21 protein-coding genes and 1 pseudogene are annotated in these 17,978 nt (G+C 57.6%); 13 read left to right on the top strand and 9 right to left on the bottom strand.

Going from position 1 to position 17,978, the window contains the following annotated elements; genetic code table 11:
* The first annotated feature begins 129 nt into the window (after positions 1-129).
* A complete protein-coding gene (locus KX729_RS30645; RefSeq protein WP_219746239.1) occupies positions 130-825 on the top strand; it encodes a winged helix-turn-helix transcriptional regulator in 696 nt (231 codons plus the stop codon).
* 77 nt (positions 826-902) lie between these two features.
* On the opposite strand, the gene KX729_RS30640 is transcribed toward KX729_RS30645, so the two are convergent.
* Positions 903-1,613 (bottom strand): autoinducer binding domain-containing protein, encoded by a 711-nt coding sequence (locus tag KX729_RS30640; protein WP_219746238.1) that lies wholly within the window; start codon positions 1,611-1,613, stop codon positions 903-905.
* Between the two features lie 82 nt (positions 1,614-1,695).
* Positions 1,696-2,394: an autoinducer binding domain-containing protein gene (locus tag KX729_RS30635; protein ID WP_219746237.1), complete on the bottom strand. Its 699-nt coding sequence runs from the start codon at positions 2,392-2,394 to the stop codon at positions 1,696-1,698.
* A 246-nt stretch (positions 2,395-2,640) separates the two neighbouring features.
* Here KX729_RS30635 and traI point away from each other — a divergent pair, with 246 nt between their 5' ends.
* The 4 genes from traI (at position 2,641) to KX729_RS30615 (ending at position 6,035) form a co-directional block, all read left to right on the top strand.
* The gene (gene traI / locus KX729_RS30630) at positions 2,641-3,279 is read left to right on the top strand and encodes an acyl-homoserine-lactone synthase (protein ID WP_219746257.1); all 639 of its coding nucleotides are present in this window, start codon (positions 2,641-2,643) and stop codon (positions 3,277-3,279) included.
* Positions 3,280-3,529: 250 nt separating this feature from the next.
* Entirely contained in the window at positions 3,530-3,910 is a 381-nt protein-coding gene (locus KX729_RS30625) for a hypothetical protein (RefSeq protein WP_219746236.1), read from the top strand.
* Positions 3,911-4,882: 972 nt separating this feature from the next.
* Complete coding sequence (locus KX729_RS30620) at positions 4,883-5,767, top strand: hypothetical protein (protein ID WP_219746235.1); 885 nt, start codon at positions 4,883-4,885, stop codon at positions 5,765-5,767.
* A 37-nt stretch (positions 5,768-5,804) separates the two neighbouring features.
* On the top strand, positions 5,805-6,035 hold the full coding sequence (locus tag KX729_RS30615; protein WP_219746234.1) for a hypothetical protein: 231 nt from the start codon (positions 5,805-5,807) through the stop codon (positions 6,033-6,035).
* Between the two features lie 29 nt (positions 6,036-6,064).
* On the opposite strand, the gene KX729_RS30610 is transcribed toward KX729_RS30615, so the two are convergent.
* The 3 genes from KX729_RS30610 to KX729_RS30600 all read right to left on the bottom strand — a co-directional run bounded on the left by KX729_RS30610 (position 6,065) and on the right by KX729_RS30600 (position 7,642).
* Positions 6,065-6,214 (bottom strand): hypothetical protein, encoded by a 150-nt coding sequence (locus KX729_RS30610; RefSeq protein ID WP_219746233.1) that lies wholly within the window; start codon positions 6,212-6,214, stop codon positions 6,065-6,067.
* 697 nt (positions 6,215-6,911) lie between these two features.
* A complete protein-coding gene (locus KX729_RS30605) occupies positions 6,912-7,193 on the bottom strand; it encodes a hypothetical protein (protein WP_219746232.1) in 282 nt (93 codons plus the stop codon).
* Between the two features lie 23 nt (positions 7,194-7,216).
* Positions 7,217-7,642, bottom strand: a complete 426-nt coding sequence (locus KX729_RS30600) for a hypothetical protein (protein ID WP_219746231.1) — start codon at positions 7,640-7,642, stop codon at positions 7,217-7,219.
* Positions 7,643-7,762: 120 nt separating this feature from the next.
* Here KX729_RS30600 and KX729_RS34875 point away from each other — a divergent pair.
* Positions 7,763-8,158 (top strand): annotated as a pseudogene (locus KX729_RS34875) (transposase); the annotation flags it as partial.
* A 99-nt stretch (positions 8,159-8,257) separates the two neighbouring features.
* On the opposite strand, the gene KX729_RS30590 reads toward KX729_RS34875, so the two are convergent.
* The 4 genes from KX729_RS30590 to KX729_RS30575 all read right to left on the bottom strand — a co-directional run bounded on the left by KX729_RS30590 (position 8,258) and on the right by KX729_RS30575 (position 11,835).
* Complete coding sequence (locus tag KX729_RS30590; protein WP_219746229.1) at positions 8,258-8,737, bottom strand: helix-turn-helix domain-containing protein; 480 nt, start codon at positions 8,735-8,737, stop codon at positions 8,258-8,260.
* 1,276 nt (positions 8,738-10,013) lie between these two features.
* Complete coding sequence (locus tag KX729_RS33965; RefSeq protein WP_246617986.1) at positions 10,014-10,361, bottom strand: thermonuclease family protein; 348 nt, start codon at positions 10,359-10,361, stop codon at positions 10,014-10,016.
* A 320-nt stretch (positions 10,362-10,681) separates the two neighbouring features.
* A complete protein-coding gene (locus KX729_RS30580; protein ID WP_376776102.1) occupies positions 10,682-11,221 on the bottom strand; it encodes a thermonuclease family protein in 540 nt (179 codons plus the stop codon).
* Positions 11,221-11,835 carry a hypothetical protein gene (locus KX729_RS30575; RefSeq protein ID WP_246617985.1) on the bottom strand — a complete coding sequence of 205 codons (615 nt, stop codon included), beginning with the start codon at positions 11,833-11,835 and terminating at the stop codon, positions 11,221-11,223. The genes KX729_RS30580 and KX729_RS30575 overlap by 1 nt, the downstream gene beginning before the upstream one ends.
* Before the next feature lie 594 nt (positions 11,836-12,429).
* Between KX729_RS30575 and KX729_RS34710 the strand changes: the two genes are divergently transcribed.
* From KX729_RS34710 to KX729_RS30540, 7 genes are read left to right on the top strand one after another with little or no spacing between them, the layout of a single operon-like run.
* Entirely contained in the window at positions 12,430-12,867 is a 438-nt protein-coding gene (locus KX729_RS34710; protein WP_376776101.1) for a lytic transglycosylase domain-containing protein, read from the top strand.
* Positions 12,868-12,884: 17 nt separating this feature from the next.
* Positions 12,885-13,238: a TrbC/VirB2 family type IV secretion system protein gene (locus KX729_RS30565; RefSeq protein WP_246617984.1), complete on the top strand. Its 354-nt coding sequence runs from the start codon at positions 12,885-12,887 to the stop codon at positions 13,236-13,238.
* A 3-nt stretch (positions 13,239-13,241) separates the two neighbouring features.
* A complete protein-coding gene (locus KX729_RS30560) occupies positions 13,242-13,541 on the top strand; it encodes a VirB3 family type IV secretion system protein (RefSeq protein ID WP_219746225.1) in 300 nt (99 codons plus the stop codon).
* Positions 13,542-13,543: 2 nt separating this feature from the next.
* Positions 13,544-15,958, top strand: a complete 2,415-nt coding sequence (locus KX729_RS30555; protein ID WP_219746224.1) for a VirB4 family type IV secretion/conjugal transfer ATPase — start codon at positions 13,544-13,546, stop codon at positions 15,956-15,958.
* Positions 15,955-17,046: a lytic transglycosylase domain-containing protein gene (locus tag KX729_RS30550; RefSeq protein ID WP_219746223.1), complete on the top strand. Its 1,092-nt coding sequence runs from the start codon at positions 15,955-15,957 to the stop codon at positions 17,044-17,046. The genes KX729_RS30555 and KX729_RS30550 overlap by 4 nt, the downstream gene beginning before the upstream one ends.
* A 15-nt stretch (positions 17,047-17,061) precedes the next feature.
* Positions 17,062-17,775, top strand: coding sequence for a type IV secretion system protein (locus tag KX729_RS30545; protein ID WP_219746222.1), 714 nt, complete (start codon positions 17,062-17,064; stop codon positions 17,773-17,775).
* A 3-nt stretch (positions 17,776-17,778) separates the two neighbouring features.
* The gene (locus KX729_RS30540; protein ID WP_219746221.1) at positions 17,779-17,976 is read left to right on the top strand and encodes a hypothetical protein; all 198 of its coding nucleotides are present in this window, start codon (positions 17,779-17,781) and stop codon (positions 17,974-17,976) included.
* Positions 17,977-17,978: the final 2 nt, after the last annotated feature.

The following is a 17,978-nucleotide window of genomic DNA, read 5'->3' as shown; positions in this document are numbered from 1 at the left end:
ATTTGCGACTTGCTCCGCATCGGCGACCACTCATAATTGCACGTCCGGGACATCGACCGGTGCGTCACAGGCATTCTCCAACAGCGAAAATGCGAGGTGGAGCCGGTGTTTTGGAGCAGGAAGGCAACGATGGCCAATTCCAATCTAATGCTGGTTTCGGCGAGCCCCGACTTTCTCCTCGTTTTTAAACACATCCTTGAGACAGATGGATTTGGTGTCGTGGTCGTGGGCGGCTATGCGACCGCATCACAACAGGCGGACCTCATCAAGCCTGCGGCGGTCATAGCGGATTCCGCCGACACCAATAGTGCGAGCGTAGAGCTTTGCCTGTCGCTCAAGGGCAGGAGAGAAACGAAGAGCGTTACTTTCATTCCCATCCTTGAGCCCGGAGCCGACGCGATTTACATCGACCTGATCAGAGCCGGAGCGGATCGATGTTTTCTGCGGCCGTTCACCCCTGTGGAACTCCTGGAATATCTCCGGTCGCGCTTCTCGGATCGAGTGCCGCCGAGACAACAGATTTTGACTGGGGGCGGCATTGAACTCGATGTCCGTGCCCGCTGTGCTCACCGCGACGGGGCCAGCCTCAAACTTGGAATGCTGGATTTCAATCTGCTGCAGTTATTTATGGAGCGAGCCGGCATCGTCCTGCGGCGAGACGAACTGATGGTAGGCGGATGGCCGGCCAACACATTTGTCGATGATCGAACAGTCGACGTGCGGATCGGACTGCTGCGAAAGGCGCTCGGCGCCACGGACGCGGCGGGCCCGATCAGGACCGTTCGTGGCGTCGGTTACGTGTTCGATCCGGATCGCTCATCATAAACGGGCCGTCGGGCTTGAGCGCCGCCGCCCCCGAGCTATGAAGTTGAGACAAACCACTGTCCTTCAAACGATCTCGACTAATGGAGCGGTAGGACCCCCGTTCTCAATGCCAATGCCAGTGCGTGCGCGGAGGAGTTAGCGCCTAACTTCCGACGGATGTTCGCCATGTGAAAGCAAACGTTTGAAATGGCCATGCCTTCGATGTCTGCGATGTCGCGATAGGTCTTGCCTTCAGCGTACCATTCCAAACAGATACGCTCCTGCTTCTTGAGCGTTACGGTTGATCGCATTTCCTTTCCCGAATCCCGCCGCAGCAATCCATACAACATGCCGACACACGCGGCCGCGCAGACCGGATCAATCGGAGCGTCCTGCGTAGACGCTTCCCGGCTAGACGCGAACGTTAAAATAGCTATGCCAGCGCCTCCGGCCGGAATCGGTAAAGAGAGTCCCGAGCAAATTCCAAATTCAGCGGCGGCATTGAAAAAATCATTCTCAGTTTCGGTCCGGCAACGCTCTTTATGACCTCCAGACCACATAAAAGGCCGCATCACCCGTCGCGCTTTTTTGACGACGGGATCGTCCTCAAAGAACGAATTTTGCAGATATCGTCTTTGCCAGGCTACGGGGTAGTTGGAAACTGCGTCTATTTGCGGCGATCCAATTCGCAGAAACGCGTAACAATCGAAGCCTCGATTGCAAGCAAATTCAGCAAGTGTCTCCTCAAGGCTATGTGTTGATGTGATCGTGTCGATCTTATTGTTCAAAGCTATAGCGATATCAGTCACTTCGATATTCCTGAGAGTGTCGCTGTTGCGAGCTCGTCCTATATTTCTCCCGATTGCGACGATGTCTCGAGAAACTTAACCTTCAAAAGAGGTTTAGAGAGGTCGCGATCGCTGTGGCGTTTTGCAAGTTCGTCGCGCCTAGAGTGCACTTCGCATTATCGAGGTGGAAACGAACCGAATGTTTGGCAAGACTGAGGAGTGTCGCGATCTCCTCCATATTTTTCCCTTCAGCCGACCACTTCAAGCAAAGCGTCTGCTGCGGCGTCAATTTCGTTGCAGGCCGCGAGGTCGGCTCGACTTGGAGGAACGTCATGTGCGCATGTACCAGGCTAGCGACAATCGCAGCTCGGACCGGGTTATGCACGGCACCAATCTTGGTAACGATGTCGCCAGACGCGAACGTCAGGATCGAATGGGCGCCGAACCCGACGGAGACGGGTATTGAAACTCCAGACCTAATTCCGACCTGCCCTGCTTCATCGAAAAATTTCAAGGTTTCGCGACCACTGGCACCTGAAGTTCTCGACCATGCAAAAATCTGCTCGTTAGACCTGGCCATAACAAGCACGGGATCAACTCTATCGTATGAATGGGAAAAATAGCGGTCCTGCCATGCTTTCGGGTAGTTCGACACTGCAAAACTGCTTTTTCCTTTAAGATGCAGATAACAAAAGAACTCAAATCCCATATTGTACGCGGCTTTTCGTAGGACCCTCGATAGACCTCTGCTGTCTTTGACGAGAGATAACTCATCCGTTAAGCGTTCAAATGTATTTGTCATGACTTGCCTCCGCCGTCTGGCGCCTATCGTCGCCAGCTTTCCAGCCACAAACTCCAAGATCGTCACAACTATAGATATCAGTCCTCACCGGTTTCAACGCATATCACATTTTTTTGATGACACTCAGTCATGTTTCAGTCGACACAAGGCACCGCTCCGGAGTGCATCGTTAAAAAACCCCCTTTTTTGGGAGCTTACCTGCCAGGTGAAAACCCGTTGAAATGCGTCGGAAGAAAGCGGGGGCATATGAAGGTCGTCTTTATCAAAACACCCACCGGAGCAGCCGAGAACGCAATCCTTGAAGGCATCTACCAGCTTCGTGCTCGAATATTCCAGGATCGATTAAATTGGAGGGTCTCCGTCATCGGAGGCCGCGAACGCGATCGGTATGATGATTTAGACCCGAATTATATCGTCGTTCTTGGGAACGCTGACGACGTGATTGGAGCAGCGCGGCTTTTGCCGGCGCAAGGACCGACGATGCTCGAGGAGACATTTCCCTACCTTTTACAACGCGGTCATCTTGAAGCGCATCCTCGGATGGTTGAGAGCTCCCGTTTCTGTGTCGATACGCGAACCCGCACCACCATGAACGGGTTGCTGCACGAAGCGACATTGTCGCTATTTGCAGGGATCATCGAATGGTCGATGTCGGCCGGTTATAACGAGATTGTCACGGCAACAGATCTCAAGCTTGAAAGACTGCTCCGCCGTGTCGGATGGCCGATGCAGAGGCTGGGCGAGCCTCGTCTGATCGATCAGGTCGAAAGCGTTGCGGGCGTCCTGCCTGCAGACGACGCCAGCTTTCGAAACGTAAAGCCGCCTGGTTATCAGCCGATCACCGCGTTCTCACCTATGCCTGCGCGGAGTCAAAAATGCCGATGAGGCTTGAGCATGTTGCGTGACAATGGGAACCGAATGTCGATAGGAGACTGCTGCGTCCGCGCGCAGCCCGAATATCATGATTGGCTTGAAGTCAACAACCGCATCGACATCTCGTCCCGCGCAAGACCGCCGTTGGTCTTATTACATGTTGATCGCTGACTCTGCCAATGACGGCTCTCAGCTCATCCGGTTGGAAACCGCCTTTTAACGCGACGTCGAAAGTTGACGCGGCTTCATAAGCAAAGGGGCGATGTTTGATCGCCTGGAATGGCCGCCACAGCGAGGGTCTATCGTGAGCGCGAATCAAACAGGTGAAGTGCTACGCATCGAAGCTTTGCTGTTGGCATTCGCTCGTCTTGGGCGGAAACAACCAAAAGACGACAAGGACGGCGCGCTTTTCGGTGACAATGATCTTGACAGGAGAGAAGCGTCCTTTTCAATTATCTCGGAAGCCGTTGATTTATCGGCGCACCTTGATCGAGACAATCCATCCCTTCGGATGTTCTCCGCCGCTGCTATTGTTGCCTCGGCCGTAGTCAAAGACCCGTCCTATGAGAAATTCTTGATCGAATTCTCGCAATGCCTCATCCGTCTTCCCGACAGCGGTACGCAGACATCGCCAAACGAGTGATGCCTTGGCAAGCGGCTTTCAGTTTAAAGAGCACTGAGGCATCTGAAGCGTTTGCCATAATGCCCAGAATGCTGGGAGCAGCGCGTTAGCGGCCGGTTATTGTTTGACGGCATGGGGAATGCATCCGGTAGGGCATCTCCGTATATGCTTTTTTTGGCATATTGTTATCGAAGTCGCAGCGTCGGAGCGTCGAGTCAGTGTTTTACAACTCGCAGCTTCATAAGCTTGGTAGGACGGATGTAGTCCAGCGTTTAATGCAGGCTCCGGATCATAAACGTTGAGACCTCTTGTCGTTGAGCCGATACCAATCTTTCGGACGAACTCAAGATATTGGCCCGAGATTCCTGGATACTGCGCGGCTATCGCCGCAACTTGCTCATCCGATAGAGGCGTTAAGGAACACAGTTCTGCTGCTTCGTCGTAAGCAATTAAGTGCCCAATCGTTTCCAAAATTTCATGCTTTCCATGCAAAGTACGCGGCAGCATATTTAGCCATCGGACATTATAAATTGCACAGCGTAAATCCGCCAGATGACGGCTCGGTCCGAACGCGTTGCCTCAGATAATTCTGGCGTCGCGGTGATGACCGCTTATGGCGCATCAGCGACATGACAGCAGTCAGCCCGAAGCGGACGTTGGAAAGCTTCTTTTGGGACGTCCGTTTTGCGCCTTAACTCGTTCATTTCCAGCTAGCGAGGTTGGCCGCCAAAACCAGATATCGTCCCCAGGCGCCGCCTCCAGCATCCGGTTGGTGGCCCCGGGATTTCCCAGACTAGGTGTCGCCCGAAAGTTCGCGATCGGGCGAGAACACTACAAAGGGTTTCAGGGCGGGATCGAACCGCCGGCGCCCACCGGCCCACCCTGAGTTCTCACCGTCAAAAAAGGTCGGCGTCATAATCGGCACATAGGGGATTTCTTAATATTTCTGGCGCAGGTTTCTTGCGAAATTCCCAAACAAATAGAATGTTTTAAATGCTTCTTTCAGGTATGAGCCGTCGATTGGCAGCGCTATCCGGCCTAATTGTCGGCGCGGTAACAGCTATTCCGATGACTGGGGTGCGGGCCGAAGGTATAGATACCAAGACGACACATCTGATGGCGATCGGCATTTGCCCGCCGTGGAAATCGCTGGATACACAGGCATGCCGCCGCGGCGTGGATGCCATCCAGGCGGCCTTGGCCAAACGTCTCGACATAGACGACAAGAATGTGACCACCCTTGTGAATGCCGCGGCCACCACCGAAGGTTTGAAGGTAGCTTTTGCGGGCTTGAGCGGCCTTGGCGCCAACGACCGGCTGATTATTTATGCGAATATGCACGCCGGCACTCTCGACCCAACCGCAGAGGCTGGGCCTGACAACGACGTGTTCGTGTTGTGGACTAACGAAAAACCGGCCGCGGTACGGTTTGCTGTCGCTGAGGGAGACTGGATCATGGCCAGCGATTTCGCCGGCTGGGTGCACGCCTTACCGGCTGGAGAAGTCATCTTCATTCTCGATGCCTGCGAATCCGGCGCCGTCACGCCCCTGTTCATCGAAGCTCATCCGCAGAATAACGCGAACCGCGCGGAAGCGGTAATCGTCTCCGCCGCGGCGTCCCAATTTGCCAATTTCGCCGCGGACCGATCGATCGCCCTTTATTCCCAGCAGTTGGCACAGTCGATTGCTGACGGCCGCGGCACTTTTCAACAAGCCGCGGACTTTGCTGCATCGCGAACACATACTGCGGCGATCGCTATCTGCGATCCTCTGAAATCGGCGCTTGAGAAGGCGGGAATGGATCCGCTGTCGTGCGCGCAGCAGCCCGCGACGCATGATCCTGACGCCGTGCTGACCCGGATCGTCCTGCATGACTGACCTGGCAGCTATAATCGTCAACACAAGGAAAAATAGAATGAAGACCATCCTGATCGGACTATTTTTGACCGCCTCGGCGACCTCGGCATTTGCCCACACCGGTGAGTGGATCACTGACGCCTGGTTGGGCACCGAAGACGTCGGCGCCGGTACCGTTTGTAAGGTAAAGAACGTTGTTGTCCTGGCTCAGTCCGCCGACGATTGCGTTGCAATCGGCGGTGAAGCGACCCACACACTCGTCCGATCGACAATGCCCGTCGCCGAGTGAGCACAAGCGGTGGTGCGGCGTTCACCGCCTCACCACTTCAGCAGTTCCCGGTAACCGGCGCAGCAGAAGCCGTCCTCGACTGAATTGCCACCGAATACGGGCGCAGAGCTTGACAGCCAATGCGGTGCAAGCCCGGCTTCCTCACCCAGCTTTGCTTCGGTGTTCAAGAATGTCTGCATCGGGCCATTCGAGAACTTATCCCACCGAGATGGAGGTCCGCATGTCGATGTTGGACGCCAGGACCGGTCAGTCCAATATCGGCCCCAAGTCGGTCAAGCGTGGTTAAGCCGGCCAATGACCGCTTGTGGCGATTCTGTGCCATGACGCCCTTCGGCCCGAAGCGGTCATGCTGACCTGGGTACGAGCACGATAGAGGAATCCTCGACTGGATAAGTCTTCACGTAGGAAGATGCTCCTTGAGCACTGGATGATTGATCGTCGGAAACCGGTGAAGTGAAGGCTGAGCCGGTACGATAGCTGTCCTGAACCTCAATGTCTCCTGTCGGCCGAGGCGGTGTAAAAAACTCGATTCTGATGTAGAATCATCTTCGTCGATCGGAGGTCGCAATGTCAGGCTATGTCGAAGGCATTAATCGTGATAAGGTGACGCTGTTTCCAGACCGCCTTGAGGAGTGGATCGACGAAGATCACGCAGCACGAGTGATCGAAGCGTTCGTTGATGCGATGGATTTAGCGGGCGCAGGTTTCGGCCACATGTCGCCTGCGCAAACTGGACGCCAGCTATCACCCGCGCCTATTCCGCTGGCCACAATGATAATCGACACTGTCCAAATCACCTTGATGAGGACCAAACGCGTTTCTAGCTTCGCTGCTGCCAAGTGCCCTATCGCAACCGCCCTAGTACAACTTCCGCCCCTACCATCTATTTCCAGAATGGCCGTATTTGCCATTCGAGCCCGGTGTGCCGTTGAAGTATGGAGACGTGGTGTCGTGTCCATACTTGCTCGTGCCGGTGCTGCCGCTATATGGGTTGGAATTCCCCTTGTAGGAGTAGTTATCGGTGACACTTCCGTTGCTGTTGCTGCGGTAGTGTGGTGCCACGTACGTGCCGTTGTTACGGAAATAGCCGTCGACGCTGCCGGCGTTTGCCGCAGTAGCGCCAGCGAGTAGGCAAAAAGCTGCTATAAGTGTTTTCATCATAAGTTCTCCTACATGAAAGGTTAGTATCCGCCCTGTCGCATTGATGCAGCGCGGTAACCACAGAGGGAGCCATCCGCAGCTCGGTCGTAATATGAATAGCAGTTCCCTGGATAAGCTGGACGCCCGTAGCCGCCGCCGCAGTTGTGTTTTGAACAATACGCGATTGCGGCACCTCCCACAGCCACGACGGCAAGTGCCGCCGCCGCCTGATTTTGTTGCTGCACCATCGTCGGGCAGTCAGCCATATTGACGCGTCGGCGGCTCAACTCGGAGATGACCTGTTGCGACAACGCTGGATCCTGCGTTTCAAGCAACGTTCGACAGAGGTTGACCTTTGGGACTTGACGGGGATTTTGCGCCATTTCGGTGGTCGAGGTTGTGCAGCTCGCCAAGACAAGCGAAAGAGATGCGGCGAACACAAGCCGCGCAATGCTGAGTGAAGTCAAAGAATTCTCCCTAATCCCATATTGATCATGGCACAACTTGAGGAAGAGTCTAGCGAATATTTATGGCTGAATAAATTCGCTTCTGGTGAACGCCACCCCTGCCGCTGGGCCGGTCATTGAAACGCTTCGCTTGGGACCCTCGTTGGACTTGGGCTGACAGATAACTGGCAGCACATGATCGACAGCACCACAATTCGCGGCCATTCTCAGACTGCGGGCGCTAAGGGGGACTCACTAGGAGGCTTTTGGTCGATCACGTGGTGGCTTTAAGACGAAAATCCACTCCCGTGCAGACGGCCAGGGACGCCTCTTGGCTTCGTCCTGATGGGCGGAGAGGCTTCGGACTACAGCGCCGTTCCTGATCTGCTGGGTATGCCAGTTGGCAAGCCGAGGCTGTCCCTCGCCGACAAAGGCTACGACGGTGACTTCCTGCGTGTAGAACTCCTGATCCACGGGCTCAGGCCGGTAATTCCGCCGAAAGCAAACCAGAAGAACCCTCCTGCCTGCGATTTCCGCGCGTCGTTTGGCGATACCGGGCTGTTGCGTCCAAAAAACAGTGAATTTCGAGACATCGTGTGATATTGTTGTCCGCGACCAACCGCGGAACTCTGCGCGCTATGCGTCGCGGTTTGGCTGAACTTTCTCCAATTCGAGAAACGAACGGATGAGATCCATCAGCAGCCTTGCCTTCTCAGGGGGAAGTTGCTCGACATGTTTCATGAGCTGAAACCGTAATTCTGCTTCCTCTTGAGAGTCTCCCCAGAGATGAGGAGCAGCGGCATAGATGAGGTCCCACGGCGCAAAGTCTAACAGCTCGCTTAAATGCACAAGGCGAGTGACGTGCATCTTCGCTTCGCCCCGCTCATATCGCCCATAAACTTGGGTTGTGAGCCCGAGCAAAGGCGCGAGTTCAGGTCTCGTCAGGCCACGCTTTTTCCTTACCCTGCTCAGCGCCTCGCCAAGACGATTGTCCATCTCGCCGAGATCCACCATCTCTTCGAATCCCGGCCGCCGATGGATTGTGTTTTCCATCTCAGGATCACGGACTTCAATCAGTCGCGCAGCCTCGATATGCTTTTCGATTTTCGTCGTCATGTCTGAACTCTTCGGGCCTTCAACTTTGGCTTTATCCTTTGAAGCGTGCGCCACGACAAGCCTTGAGGACTATCGTTAAGCAAACTTATCACAATCGGCGCTTATCTTGGATGGGCCTTGATGTAGTCAGGTGATGTATCCTGCGGAATGCGCCGGTCGCGGGCATGATGAACAACGTCATTGGTAACCACCGTCGGGACGCCCGCCTGCCTGGCAAGATAAGAAGCTGGTGCAGGCGAAGCTGATCGTCCGGCCGGCGGCGCAGGTCAACGCCAGATCGGCACTGTCGCCGAAATCGGCTTTCAGGCGCGTGGCCTCATCGCGCAAGGAACGTTGTTGATATCTGGCAACAGGATGACGAGCAGGCTTTCGCCGTGGATGACCCGGTCGTTTCGGTCGAGATCGGTTAGCGCCGCTGGCCTTTTCGTATACCGGGCGATCGTCTCGGCCGCCGAGATCGGGTTCGGCAAGGCGCAGCGGACCGCGATCGCTCCGGGCAGCCGAATCGGATCGATCGGTTCAGCAGCCCGGCGCAGAATAGGGCCGAACTTATCACTTCCCTGGCCGCGGCTGATATGGCTGTGGGCACCTGCAGCTTCTTGTGGTCGTCGTCATGCTCGCCCTGGTTAACGCTAACGTTTTGCGAGCGATTTTCGCTTGTCGGCACGCAGGTGACAATCAGGACTTTGTGATCGACCGGCCGCTGTCGGCTATTGATTCAAACTAAAATAGTGGCGGGTGTCATCCCCGCCACCGTCGGGTCGGATGTCGAAAAAATAAGGCTTGCTCCGCAAAGGTCTCGGAGCGAATTCAACGTAATTGCAGGCACCCAAGCCTGAATAGATTCGAACGATCCCATCGCCAGTGTTCACGCGAGCGCGACCATCCCCAAGGCTTTGCGCAGCACCGCATCGCTCAACCGCTCTACTGCATTGGGCAAGATCGGTAAAATCGTCTTCGCCGCCTGTGCCTGGAAGACGGCTGGGACTCCATCCGGAGGGGCAGATATCGTAACGCTCGTAACCCGGCTTTCCTGCTCCTCCTTCCGGGCAGGTTGGCCAGGAGAAACCGGGACGCTTCATGGCTGACATCAGCCGCTCCATGGGAGGATGGCAACTCTGGACACCCTGCCAGCTCGGATTGTCGGACGCGGCGCAGAGCAGGACTTGGCATCCCCATTCGCTGGCACGAGCGGCGTCAGCCGGCGCTATCGCGCCATAGACCATGACAGAGATGATCGTTGCGTTCAGAGCAGACTTCAACACGGTCGTTTCCTCTATCGATCAGTTCGGCGGGGACGATGGCGCCAGTCCGTGAAGGCCGGCGTGAATTCACTGTGGCGGTCGCGGAGGAGGCTGTGGTCTGCGACTGGCCGGCGGTCGACGGTGCGATCGATTGCCCGCGCCTGCCATTCATCCGGATCGAGAACATATGTGCCCCAAAGCCCGTAGCGTGCCGAGCGCGCGTAACGCTCCGCAGCCGTGTATTGGGGGTCAATGCCCCCGGGTCCGTCGACGCGCGCCCAACCGACCTTCACCATCTCGTAGCCGAGATCGCGCCCCTTCACGTCGCAACGCCCCCTCACCTCTCGTGCGGTCGGTGACAGCACAACACGGCAGGACACGAGCGCGTCTCCGAGGGTCCGTTTCAACCAGGCTCGCGCAAAAGGCCCGCATGGCACAGGCTTCAGCTGTGCGCCGCGCTCTTTCGACGGATCGAAAGCCCATTGCGGCAAGGCGCAAGAGGCAATCCCAGCAAGGCGGATCCTGACGCCTGGGGTTGGGAACCAGAGCGTGTCTCCGCTGAGTACGGATGCTCTTCCCTTGATCGGAGACACAACCCTGGCTTCCGGCACGGCGACTGCGGCGCCCTTGTTCAGATCGGCTGCTTTCGCATGCGATGGGAGCAGCATTGGTGCCAGAAGAAATCCGTATCCGATGATTTTCATGGGGACCGCCGTTGATCTGCGCCAGACGCCCGACCTATCAACAGGGACGGATGCTGGACGTCTGGAAACTGCCAGAGCCCGGCCTTGCGGGCGCGCGCATGTTGCTCGGCGACCGCATAGGCAGGATTGATCGGAAGCCCGGACGGATCGAGCGCTGCAAAACCGAAGCCTTCGGAAATTAGCATCGTACCAAGATCGAGACGCTGGCCTGCCACGGTAGCGTAGCAGACGGCATAGGTCAGGTCGGCGTCGGGAACGATCGGCGCACAGGAAGGGCGGGTATCCTGCATGAAGGCGGCAAGAACTGCGAGCGAGGCGTCGCCGCAATCCTGTTTGCTGCCGCGTCGATCGGTGTAGGAGGTTCCACGGATGCACGATTGGACGCCGTATAGGCGATAGCGTTTAGCGCCGATCGACCAGGTATCGCCGCTCTCCAGGGTCATGTCACCGGAGAGGCTGAAAAACTCCGACGAAGCGGCAGCGCAGGGGGACGCGATTATCGCAATGGTCGCAGCCAGGATTGAGGCGCCCCGCATCATTGGCTTTTCACCCGCGGATCGGCCCACATGCCAAATCCACCTCGCCCGATTTTTTCGGCCTGGACAAGATCGGGCCGCAGGACGCCGCCGCCTGCTTTCTTCGAAAGCCGCAGCGCCCCAAGCGAGACGAGCTGTTCCTCGATATTGTCGATCGTGTCCAGCGTGCCCGGATAGTGATAGTAGCCGAAGCAGGTCACGTCCTGGCTCCGTGCTCCCTGCTCGGAAACGAAGGCCCGGCAGTAGAGAACGCGGGCCGCCTTCAGCTTGATCGCGAGTTGCCCTTTGGCGAAGTCGTCGCAACGCCCCGCAAACCCCTCCGTCCGATTGACCATGTCGCCTTGGCACGGCTCCACCCCGAACAGCTGCAGCGAAACCCTGTCGTCCACGTTGAACGTCGTCGGAGAAACTGGCTGGAAGCCGTTCGCCGAGGCGAAGCCTATCCGGCCGACGATCGATTTCTGACCGTCGTAATATTCGATCACCAGAACGGTTTTCCCCGGAGCCGCCAACGACCTGACATAGGTCCCGTCGACCTGGCTTGCCGCTGAGGCAGAAGCGCCCTGGCAAACCGTCAAAGAGGCGGCGCAGCACATAGCTCTAAAACGGTACATATCTATTTTTGATATCTTCACTTTTCGAATTTTCAAGATTTTTCCTCTTTTCGACTCGACATTCTTGATGTAGCAGTTACCTCATTTAGTAAACACACGCAACCGCAAGCGACACCAATATTGTCGTTGAAACCCCGCCGACCATACGAACTGGAGCGCGTTTATTAGATGGGGCACCCTATTTCCACATTGGCCCTCGCGGCCGCACTGTCAGGGTCGATCACGGCTGAATGCGGCGTACAATCCGCTGAGATCTTTGACTATAGCCGCTTTTCCGGGAATATCCGCCCCCTCGGACAGGAGTTTCCTCTTGCATCGCTCCCGTCTTCCGAGACTGCTTCCGACGCGTTCAGCCTTGATCGCTCCGGCATAATTTTGCGATCAAACCTAAGCGCAATTACGAACAATATCAGTGATAAGATACCTGGCGCATTGGCTCCACCCAGCGAACGCTCGGCAACTACGCGAACACCAACTGAGAATAATATTAGTAACGTCTCTTCTCCATCGAAGTGCCCACCTTCTCCGCTGCCACCAAGGCAGATTGCCGAACTGGTCGCCGTCGCGGCCGAAAGGCACGGGGTGGATGCCGGGTTGGCAAATGCCATCGCATGGACCGAAAGCAGGTTCGACCAGGTCCGCAACAGCCCCAAGGGCGCTCGCGGCCCCATGCAGCTTATGCCGGACACCGCGGCGCGGCTTGGCGTGGGAGACGTCTGCGATTCCGCAGCCAATATCGACGGCGGCGTCCGATATCTGCGCATTCTCGTGGATCAGTTCCGTAACCCAGTCCTGGTCGCCGCCGCCTACAATGCCGGCGAACAGGCGGTCTACGACCATGGCGGCGTTCCGCCCTATACCGAAACCGTTCGCTATGTCGCCGCCGTCATCAATCGGCAGATCGGCTTCGAGCTTCCGCGCAAACGCAGCGACGCCACCGCCAGGGCCGCAGTATCGATCCCTCCTCCCACACCGAGCAGCGTCATGGGCGCGCGCGCCGCCACCTTCGTCGGCGGCGTCCTGAACTTTTAACGGAAAAGGAAACGAAGATGGACGTCCAAACCCTTCGCATGAGCCGGCTCTCCAGGCCGAATACATATCGCCGCATCGCTGCGTTGATCACAGCATTGGCCCTGATCCAGCTCACCACAGCCGACACCGCTTTCGCGCAAGCAACCAATCAAGCGTTCGCACCGATCCAGACTGCGGTACAGGCGATCGTCGATTTCATCACGGGACCTTTCGGAAGGCTTTGCGCCATCATCGCCGTGATCAGCATGGGCTTTCTGGCTTTTGCCGGTCGTCTCAGCTGGTTCTTTGCCGGGGGCGTCGTCTTGGGCATCGGGCTCGTCTTCGGTGCTCCAGCGATCGTCGACCAGATGATCTCCGTCGTCGGAAACTAGGCGATGGCCAAGCTCGAAGACGACAAGCCCTTGGTGACACCCGTGGTGATCGGCCTCACCCGGCCACCGACGCTTTGGGGCATTCCCTATATGGCCGGCGTCCTCGTCATCGGCCTCACCATCATCGCCTGGCTCGTGACCAACACCTTCTGGTCACTGCTCACCGCGCCTGCGGCCTATGCGCTCCTGTTCACACTGTGCAGTTGGGATGCGCGCCTCCTCGATGTGCTCCAGGTCTCCACCCGTCATACCCCCAGAACGCCGAACAAGACGTTCTGGGGCGCCAACTCCTACGGACCGTGACGATGCTGAATGTGATCCGCGAAGAACTTGGTTTTGGTGCCCGAAGGCATCGCGAGCGAGCGATGTCGCGCCATATCCCCTATCTCCGCCATCTCGCCGATACCGTCATCAAGCTTGAAGACGGTGCGCTAATGAGCGTCGTTCAGCTCGACGGCCTGTTCTTCCAGACCGAAGACCAGGCAGAGATCAACATGCGCTCGGTCGTGCAGAACACGCTCATCCGTGCGTTGGGATCGAGCCGATTCTCAGTGTGGTCCACCGTGATCCGGCGCCAAGTGGATACGGCAATCGAGGGATCGTTCGACGATCCGTTTTGCGCGGAGCTCGACCGCCGCTACTCTGCGTCACTCGGCGGCAAGCGCATGTTCACCAATGAAATCTATCTTACGGTGCTGCGCTCTGGAATGCGCGGTGTGCTGGCAGTCGGGGATCGTGCGCGTCGTGTTTTTGCGAAGACCGAAGGGCAGATCGTCCAGGACGATCGCCTGCGCGAGGCGACCGACGAGCTTGAGGAACTGACCGGCAACATCGTCCGCGACCTCAAAAAGTATGGGGCGCGGGTTCTGACGATCACGGACCGAGGCGGCGAACCCTATTCAGAACCTTGCGCATTCCTCAACGCCGTGCTGACCTGCGGCGTGCCGCGCAAGATGCGGCTGCCGCGCATGGGCCTTGCAAACTATATCGGCACGTCGCGGCTGCATTTCTCCCGTCGCACGATGCAGGCCCAGGGGCCAATCCGCGAGGACGATCGCTTCGGGGCAATGCTTTCCATCAAGGAGTATCCGCCCTTCACTGGCCCCGGCATGCTCGACGGGCTGCTGCAGGTGAACCACGAATTCATCCTGACGCAATCCTTCACACTTGCCGACAAGCCGATTGCGCAGGAGCGGATCAGCCGGCTCAAGCGGCAGATCAGCGCCTCCGATGAGTCGGGGAGCGATGTCGAAAACGACATCGACTTCGCGTTGAACAGCCTGTTGAACCAGGAGGCCGTGTTTGGTTTCCATCACCTGACGCTTCTGTGCCTCTCCCGCGATCTCGATGGCATCAACAAGTCGATTTCCGATCTCGGCGCCTGCCTCACCGACATGAACATCAACTGGCTTCGCGAGGATCTGAACCTCGAGGCGGCCTTCTGGGCGCAGCTTCCCGGCAACCACGCCTACATCGCCCGTCGCGCCATGCTGTCGAGCGCCAATTTCTCCGGCCTGTCGTCGATGCATAATTTCGCCTCCGGACAGCAGGACGGCACCCATTGGGGACGCCCGATCACGATCCTGGAAACGACCAGCCAGACGCCCTACTGGTTCAACTTCCATCGGCGTGACATTGGCCATTTTCTGGTCACGGGCCCGACCGGCTCGGGAAAGACTGTGGCCCTCACATTCCTGTTGGCCCAGGCTTTCCGGGTCAAACCCTCTCCTCGCGCCGTCTTCTTCGATAAGGATCGCGGCGCGGAGATCTTCATCCGTGCGATGAACGGCTCCTACGAGATCCTTTCACCCGGCACGCCGACCGGCTTTAACCCGCTGCAGATCGACAATACCGGCGAGAACCGCGAATTCCTCGTGCGCCTTTTGAAAGCCATGCTGCGAAAGGAGCATGGCGCGACCTTCGATCAGGAAGAAGAAGACACGCTCGAGCGCGCCATCGTTCGCCTGATGCAGGAACCGGTCGCGGAACGGACATTGACGAACCTGTCGGGCCTGCTCACCGGGCGGTCGCGCGCCGGACCGAACGACCTTCACGCCCGCCTTCGGCCATGGATCGAGGGCGAGAAGTCCTGGCTGTTCAACGCCCATCACGATCTTCTGTCCTTCTCCGACCACCGGGCCTTCGGTTTCGACATGACGAACATCCTCGACAATGACGAGGTGCGAACACCTGCCCTGATGTACATCTACCATCGGCTCGACGAGCTCTTCGACGGCACGCCGGTGATGATCTTCATGGACGAAGGCTGGCGCCTCCTGCGAGACCAGACGTTCAGCGACTTCATCGTCGACAAGATGAAGACCATCCGAAAGCTGAATGGCATCGTCGGCTTCGGCACGCAGTCGGCGGCCGATATCGCCCGCTCGCCGGCATCGCACACGCTGATCGAGCAATCAGCGACCAATATCCATTTCCCCAACCCGAGAGCGGACGAAGACAGCTATATCCAACGCTTCGGGCTGTCCGTGAAGGAGTTCAACTTCATCCGCAACACGGCGCCGGAGAAGCGCGCCTTCCTGGTCAAGCACGGAAACGACAGCGTTATCGCGAGACTGGATCTTAGCGGAATGCCGGACCTGATCAAGGTCCTGTCCGGACGCAAGGAAACCGTCGAGGAATGCGCGCGGTTGCGCGACCTGCATGGCGACGACCCAGCCGGCTGGCTGGCGGAGTTCTGCTGTTGGGAGCCGGCCTCATGAGCACCTCGCGTTTTTCCACTCTGGAAGTGTCGCTTGGCGTCGTCGTTTTCAACGCCGGCATTGCGTTCGCGGACGTGTCCGTCATCGACGGCACCAATCTCGATCCTCGCGAGCAGCGCGACCAGAGCACGACAAAGATCGAGGATACCGACAACGATCGATACACGATCGACACATCGGTGACGTGCTCGATGTACAAACCCGGGCGGCGCAACGATCCGGTGGGTGCGGCGGAAGCCAACCCGGAGATCTCTGGCCTCGTGCGACGCATTGCCCGCGAAGAAGGTGTCGATGAGAACCAGTTTTTGGCCCTGGTCTATCAGGAAAGCCGCTTCAACCCTTGCGCCAAGTCGGGTGCAGGCGCGACCGGTCTTGCCCAACTCATGCCAGGCACTGCGTCCGATCTCGGTGTCGATGAAAACAATATCGAGCAGAACCTGCGCGGCGGTGCGCGCTATTACCGGCAGCAGCTTCAGCACTATGGCGGCGATGTATCGCTGGCGCTCGCGGCCTACAATGCAGGTCCAGGAAACGTCCACAGATATGGCGGCATTCCGCCATTCAAGGAAACGCAAGGTTATGTTGCCTCGATCACGCAGGATTGGCTCCCGGCATTCGGCGGGTCCGACAAGTCTGGAATACCCCTGAATTTCGGGGGTGGCGAGACGGCCTATACCGGCATGCGCACCTCAACCTTGAACGCCATGGGCACGACGCGCGCCACGGGCGACAGTCTTGGCAATGTCGCAAGCTGGTACCAGCAGCTCGCGCAGATGCATTCGGGCACGATCCAGGACAGCTGGGACCAAAACTCGACGGCTCGTAACGCCAATCTCGCGATGATCAACAACGTCATCAAGCTCGGGACAGTGATGGCGGACCTGGTCAATGCCCGCAACGCCGTCTCGTCGGCCAATATTTCCAGCTCTTCGCAGACCGCAAAACCCTCGAAGACCGACGAAGGGCAACGGGTCATCACCGGTCTCTGCGACCCGCGCCAGAACCTCCTATGGAGCGACAAGCAAGCGGCCTGCATCAAGACGCGCGAGGACGAGACCCAGGTCGAACTGATGCTGGAAACGCAATAACCAAGGAGACGAACCATGAAGTTCAAAAGTCTGGTAACTGCAGCCCTTACGACCGCTCTCGTCGCAGTTTCGACCCACGTTCTGGCCGACGTGCCCGTGATCGACAAGACGAATTATGCCGTCGCCAAACAGACAGCCGAAACCACTGACAAGATCCTTGATACCAACAAGAACATCCTCACCACCGTGCGTGACACTTTAAAAGCCGTAACCGGTGATCGCGCGAGCACGGCCTCGTCCTTGAGAGATCTTGCTGTCGGCAATGGTTTCAGCGTCTCGTCCATTCCTTCCTTCGACAGTCTCCTGAAGGAGGGCGTGCCGAATTTCGGGGCAATGAGCGGGGACATTGCTCAGGCCGCGACCGTTTTCATCAATGGGTTGCAGCTCGTCAAATCGCTGTCGGGCAAGGAAAACAGCGGGCTCGCCAGCGACAAGTCCTACGAGCAGCTCGTCAACACCGTGCTCGGCGTGTCCGCCATGATCAACGGATCGCAGAAGGCTGTCGAAACCCGGAAGAGCGCGTTCGAACAGGCCGGCAGCCAAATCGGCACCGCGCAGGATATCAAGGGCTCGATCGACCAGAATACACAGCTGCAGGTGCAGTCCGGCCTCACCCTCAACGAAATGATCGGCGTGATGAACGGCGTTGTCACCTCCCTGCAGGCGGAGAACCAGCGACGCCTCACGGATATCTCAAATTCCAAGAAGACCTTGGCCTACGGAAACTGACCGATGATCCGCAAGTCCGTCGCTCTACTGATCGCGTCCCTTCTCGTCACGAGCTGCGGGACGGTGAAGGAAAAGACCGCGCCGTGTAAACGGCCGGCGAACTTGACCTCCTATACGCACGATCCGCGAGCGAAGTGCCCGACCATGATGTCGGTTAACGAGCCTGGCGCGGCCTTCGTCGCGATCGGCATCGTGGAGTAAGG

The sequence above is a fragment of the Neorhizobium populisoli genome, assembly GCF_019430945.1.
Lineage (GTDB): Bacteria > Pseudomonadota > Alphaproteobacteria > Rhizobiales > Rhizobiaceae > Neorhizobium > Neorhizobium populisoli.
This window is presented reverse-complemented; position numbering and strand designations above follow the sequence as displayed.

Excerpts from the sequence above, each read along its gene's own strand:
- KX729_RS30645 (WP_219746239.1), top strand. The coding sequence starts at position 130 with ATGGCCAATTCCAATCTAATGCTGGTTTCGGCGAGCCCCGACTTTCTC.
- KX729_RS30635 (WP_219746237.1), bottom strand. The coding sequence starts at position 2,394 with ATGACAAATACATTTGAACGCTTAACGGATGAGTTATCTCTCGTCAAA.
- traI (WP_219746257.1), top strand. The coding sequence starts at position 2,641 with ATGAAGGTCGTCTTTATCAAAACACCCACCGGAGCAGCCGAGAACGCA.
- KX729_RS30625 (WP_219746236.1), top strand. The coding sequence starts at position 3,530 with ATGTTTGATCGCCTGGAATGGCCGCCACAGCGAGGGTCTATCGTGAGC.
- KX729_RS30620 (WP_219746235.1), top strand. The coding sequence starts at position 4,883 with ATGCTTCTTTCAGGTATGAGCCGTCGATTGGCAGCGCTATCCGGCCTA.
- KX729_RS30615 (WP_219746234.1), top strand. The coding sequence starts at position 5,805 with ATGAAGACCATCCTGATCGGACTATTTTTGACCGCCTCGGCGACCTCG.
- KX729_RS30610 (WP_219746233.1), bottom strand. The coding sequence starts at position 6,214 with ATGCAGACATTCTTGAACACCGAAGCAAAGCTGGGTGAGGAAGCCGGG.
- KX729_RS30605 (WP_219746232.1), bottom strand. The coding sequence starts at position 7,193 with ATGAAAACACTTATAGCAGCTTTTTGCCTACTCGCTGGCGCTACTGCG.
- KX729_RS30590 (WP_219746229.1), bottom strand. The coding sequence starts at position 8,737 with ATGACGACGAAAATCGAAAAGCATATCGAGGCTGCGCGACTGATTGAA.
- KX729_RS30580 (WP_376776102.1), bottom strand. The coding sequence starts at position 11,221 with ATGCGGGGCGCCTCAATCCTGGCTGCGACCATTGCGATAATCGCGTCC.
- KX729_RS30575 (WP_246617985.1), bottom strand. The coding sequence starts at position 11,835 with ATGTACCGTTTTAGAGCTATGTGCTGCGCCGCCTCTTTGACGGTTTGC.
- KX729_RS30565 (WP_246617984.1), top strand. The coding sequence starts at position 12,885 with ATGGACGTCCAAACCCTTCGCATGAGCCGGCTCTCCAGGCCGAATACA.
- KX729_RS30560 (WP_219746225.1), top strand. The coding sequence starts at position 13,242 with ATGGCCAAGCTCGAAGACGACAAGCCCTTGGTGACACCCGTGGTGATC.
- KX729_RS30555 (WP_219746224.1), top strand. The coding sequence starts at position 13,544 with ATGCTGAATGTGATCCGCGAAGAACTTGGTTTTGGTGCCCGAAGGCAT.
- KX729_RS30550 (WP_219746223.1), top strand. The coding sequence starts at position 15,955 with ATGAGCACCTCGCGTTTTTCCACTCTGGAAGTGTCGCTTGGCGTCGTC.
- KX729_RS30545 (WP_219746222.1), top strand. The coding sequence starts at position 17,062 with ATGAAGTTCAAAAGTCTGGTAACTGCAGCCCTTACGACCGCTCTCGTC.
- KX729_RS30540 (WP_219746221.1), top strand. The coding sequence starts at position 17,779 with ATGATCCGCAAGTCCGTCGCTCTACTGATCGCGTCCCTTCTCGTCACG.